This is a genomic window from Streptomyces sp. SID5910, from assembly GCF_009862125.1.
Classification (GTDB): Bacteria; Actinomycetota; Actinomycetes; order Streptomycetales; family Streptomycetaceae; genus Streptomyces.
Map to the genome: position 1 here is coordinate 1 of NZ_WWHX01000793.1, position 4753 is coordinate 4753.

General features: G+C 74.5%; 2 protein-coding genes. One reads left to right on the forward strand and one right to left on the reverse strand.

Annotated elements, in window-relative coordinates; all coding sequences use genetic code 11:
* Positions 1-745 (forward strand): carboxyl transferase domain-containing protein (locus GTW67_RS27980; RefSeq protein ID WP_272920540.1); only part of this gene is annotated, 745 nt, incomplete at its 5' end.
* Between the two features lie 230 nt (positions 746-975).
* On the opposite strand, the gene GTW67_RS27985 is transcribed toward GTW67_RS27980, so the two are convergent.
* Positions 976-4611, reverse strand: a complete 3636-nt coding sequence (locus GTW67_RS27985; RefSeq protein ID WP_161167550.1) for a S8 family serine peptidase — start codon at positions 4609-4611, stop codon at positions 976-978.
* Between the last annotated feature and the right edge of the window lie 142 nt (positions 4612-4753).

A 4753-nucleotide genomic window follows, 5' to 3' on the forward strand; every position in this document is an offset into this window, starting at 1 on the left:
CGGGGAGCTGCGCGGCACGCTGGGCCGCTGGCTGCGGCTGCTGACGGCGCCGTCGGACACCCCGGCGCCGGTGCCCGAGCCGCTGGGCGCGAGAGACCTGCCGGCCACCGGGTGGGACGCGGTACGGCGGGCCCGGTCGCCCGAGCGGCCCCGCGCCGGGGCCTATCTGGACGCCTACTTCACCCACCGCGTCGCCCTGTCCGGCGACCGCTGCGGCGGCACGGACACCGAGGGCATGCTGTGCGGCTTCGGCGAGCACGCGGGGCGGACGGTCGCGTACGCCGCCCAGACCGGCACGGCGACCCGGCCCGCCGGTTTCCGCACCGCCGCCCGCCTGGTCCGGCTCGCGGACCGGCTCGGCATCCCGGTGCTCACCCTGGTGGACACCCCGGGCGCGGCGAACGACGCGGAGGCCGAGCGGCAGGGGGCCGGTGCCGCGATCGCCGACCTGTTCGGCGCCGTGGCCTCGGCCCGGACCCCGGTGACCACGCTGGTGATCGGCGAGGGCGGCTCGGGCGGCGCGCTGGCCCTGGCCGCGCCCGGCGACACCTGGGCCACGCCGGACAGCTACTTCTCCGTCATCGCACCCGAACTCGCCGCGGCGATCCTGAAGCGCGCACCGGGGGAAATTGAGGCGACAGCCGACCAACTACACGTGCGGCCACAGGACTTGGCGGAGCTGGGCGTGCTGCGGCTTCGAACAGGGGATCAGTTGTTCCCTGGAACAGGTGATCGTCGCTCATGAGATCGCATGATGCCCGTGCGCCCAGTGATACTTACGGTGCGCGAGCGACGGGCTGCAGACCGTAGTCAGCGCGGTCCCACACGAGCAATACGCAAGGAGCTGCACGATCATGAACCTTCTCACCGACATCCTCGCCGGCCTCGTCCACTTCGTCGGCTGGCTGGTCTGACGGTCCGAGAAACCCAGGCGGCGCCGCCTCCCCGTCCCAGGGAGGCGGCGCCGTCCGCGTGCTACCGGACGCCCACGGCCCGCACGATCTCCTGCGTGACCGAGCCGCCCCGGTCGTCACGCGCCGAGGCCCGCAGCGAGACGTGCTCGGCACCGCGCGGCACGTCCAGCGTCCCGTGCCAGTCCGCGCCCTTGCCGGTCAACCGGACGGACTTCCAGGACCTGCCGTCGTCGTAGGACACCTGGAGCGTGCCGCCGCCGATCGTCCCGGTGTCCGGGGCGCCCGCCACGTACGCGGCGCCGATCCCGACCGACAGCCTCCGCCCGCCGCGCACCTCGCCCGCGAGGTCGGTGTCGACGTCGAAGGACAGGTTGATCAGCGGCAGGAACGTCCAGCGGTCCTCCGGGGTCGCGGCCGACCGGAAGGTCCACTCGGCGTGGCCCTTCGTCCCGGTCCCCCAGCGCTCCGCGTCCAGCGCGGTGTCCGTGACCAGCTTGTACGTGTGCTCGTCGGCGGGCGCGTCCCACACGTACGCGGCGGACGACGGTCCCTCGTCGGCCAGTTCGCCGTCCACGTACACGGCCGTGGTCTGGGTCATCCCGCTGGTCTCGCTCCACACGTCGCCGAAGCCGGTGTGGTCGGGGCCGGAGTCGCCCCAGCCGGGCGCGTTGAACTGGAGGCGGTTGCCGGCCCGCTGCTGGCCCCAGCCGAGCCCGGTGCCGAGCCACGGGTGCCAGACCGGCTTGAACCAGTCGAGCTCCGGGCGCGACCCGCCCTCGTACCGCACCAGCCCGCTGCGCTGCTCCAGCGCGCCGTCGGCGGCGTCCACGGACTCGTGCCAGAGCTGACCGGGGCCGGTCGACACGTACTCGGTGCGCTCGGCCGGGTAGTCGATGCGCTCCTTGAAGCCGAGGCCGACCGGGAAGGTGCCGGTGATCGAGTACCGGAACTCGCCCCCGCTCACCGGCTTCGCGGCGTGGTACTTGGTGTGCACGGTGGCCAGGTCCCGCTTGTCCGGCCGGTACGTCAGGTCCCGGTCGGGCACCGCGCCGGGGTGCCCCTCGGACAGGTCGTACACGTACGGCGTGTTGCGCGTGCCGGTCATGTCGACGCGGCCGGCCTTGCGCAGCCGGGCGGCGTCGGCGGCGTTCACCGTGGCGATGGTGAGCGGCCGGTCGGCGTTGTCGTCGGTGCCCCACCACGCCATGAGCCGGCCGGGCGCGTCGTCGGTGACGAGCAGAGCCTTCGCGCCCGCGTCCTGGGCGGCCTGGGCGAGTGCGGCGGGGTCGGTGCCCTCGGTGAGCCGGGCGAGGACCGCCTTGCCCTTCACCCCGGTGAACGGGCCGGTGCCGGCGTCGACGAGCGGCAGCTTCGTGCGGCCCTCGGCGAGCGTGCCGCCCGGCTGCACGACGGCCTCGCCGATGCCCCTGGCCTCCAGCAGCGGCTTGCCGAGCCGCCACACGGTCCGGTACTCGAAACCGCCCTCGGCGACCTTCCCGGTGGGCGCGGCGAAGACGCTGTCGTACGTCAGCGGCACCTGGACCGCGCCGAACAGGTCGGAGCCGTTCGCGCTGCGGTCGTACTCCATGAGCAGCTGCCGGGTCTCGGTGCGCCGGCCGGCGTCCGCGCGGACCTCGCGCAGCTTCCGGCCGTCGAGGGTGATCTCCCGGTCCCGGTCGAGGACGACCTCGGGCGCCGCGAGGAAGCCGAGCCCGAGGGAGTCGGCGCCGTGGCTGCCGCGCACGTCGAGGAAGGAGGTGAGGCTGTACGTCCCCGGCGCGAGCCGCAGCTTGAGGGTGCCGGTGTCGCCGACGTGGGCGGGCACGGGGTCGACGCCCTCGGCCAGTCGCTGGACGGCGAGGTCGGCGGCGGTGGCGGCGCCCGCGCGGTCCTTGACGTGGACGGTGAGCGTGTACCGCTCCTCCTCCTTGACCAGCCCGAAGACGGTGTGCGCGACGGGGGCGCCGCCGGCCGAGGCGACGATCTGCCCGCTGGTGTTCCCGACCGGCGCCTTCGTCCCGTCCCCGGTCACGGTCGTCGACGCGGTGCCGTGCGCGGGCACGGTGAGCGCGGTGTCGGCGAGCACGGCGACCCCGTCGGGCGCCCCCTCGACGGACAGGCTCAGTGCGACGGGAGTGTCGGAGGAGTTGGTGTAGGTGACGGTGCGGGTGACCGGCTCGTTGCCGTCGTAGGGCCAGGAGTAGAAGCCCAGGTCGGCGCTGCCCGTCGCGGTGATCTCGGCGCCGATGGCGTCGGGCACGCTCACCCGGCCCGCGCCCAGCCGGTAGGCGGAGGCGTCGAGCCGCTTCGACGTCGACATCAGCGCGTCCTTGAGCTGCGCGCCCGTCCAGTCGGGGTGCTTCTCGGCGAGCAGGGCGGCCACCCCGGCGATGTGCGGGGTCGCCATCGACGTGCCGTCCATGGAGGTGTAGTCACCGCTGCCCTCGCTGAGCCGGGACCGCGCGGCGAGGATGCCGACGCCGGGGGCGGACAGATCGGGCTTGAGCGCGTCGTCGCCGTAGCGGGGGCCGCCGCTGGTGAACCAGGCCGCCTGGTCGGCGGAGTCGACGGCGCCCACGGTCAGCGCCGCGTCGGCGGCACCCGGCGAGCCTATGGAGGAGGGAGCGCCGGTGTTCCCGGCGGCGATCACGAACAGCGCGCCGGTCTCGCGGGACAGGGTGTTCACGGCCTGCGCCATCGGGTCGGTGCCGTCGCTGGGCTCGGTCGAGCCGAGGCTCATCGAGACGATGTCGGCGTCCACGTCCCGGGCGGCCCACTCCATCCCGGCGATGATCTCGGACTCGCTGCCCGAGCCCTGGTCGTTCAGGACCTTGCCGACGGCGAGGGTGGCGCCGGGGGCGACGCCCTTCTCCTTGCCGTCGGAGGCCGCGCCGCTGCCGCCGACGGTGGAGGTGACGTGCGTGCCGTGGCCGTGCCGGTCGGCGACCTCCTCCCCGGCGATGAAGCTGCGGCTCTCGGCGATCCGTCCGGCGAGGTCGGGGTGGCCGGCGTCCACGCCGCTGTCCAGCACGGCCACGGTGACGCCCTTGCCGGTCAGCCCGGCCTCCCAGGCCTCCGGGGTGCCGATCTGGGCGTTGCTCTCGGCCATCGCGGCGGTGACGCGCCCGTCGAGCCACACGCCGTCGATGCCGGCCTGCCCGGTGAACGACCGCCAGAAGGTCCGGCCCTTGTCCGCCTCGACGGCGGCACCGCGCACACTGGGCAGCGCCCGCGTCCGCTCGGCGCCGCGCGGGGTGACGGCCCGCGCCTTCGCGTCGTACGTCACGATCAGCGGCAACTCGCCGCTCTCCTCGTCGGCGAGCCCCTGGCGCAGCAACTCGTCCACGTCGAAGAGCCGTTCGTCGAGCCGCCCGGCGCGCAGATAGGGCAGGGCCTCGTCCGGTACGACGCTGAGCGCGCCGTTCGCGTGCTGCGTGCGGACGGCGCCGGTGGCGCCCTGCGGACGCTCGACGGTGACGGTCCGCCTGCCGCCGCCGAGGTCGGTGACGGTCACCCGGTCCCCGGTGACGAGGGTGACGGTACGGGTGGCCGCCTGGACGCGCGTGCCCGCGGGGGCCTCCTGCGCCGCCGCCGTCGCCGCCGTCGCCGCCGTCGCCGTCGGTCCGATCGGCAACAGCCCGATCAGGAGCCCGGCCGACAGGAGGGTCGCCCCGCGTCTGACTGGTCCTCTGCTCATCCCTCGCCTCTCTTCGTGGAGTGCTGCGAAAGAGTCTCAGGGGACTTGTGTGACAAGGGAGTTGCCCGGACGTGGCGGGTTGGTGCCTCGGCGCATTCCCGCCACGGACCGGCCTCCGCCGGCCGTGCCCCCCATTCAGCGG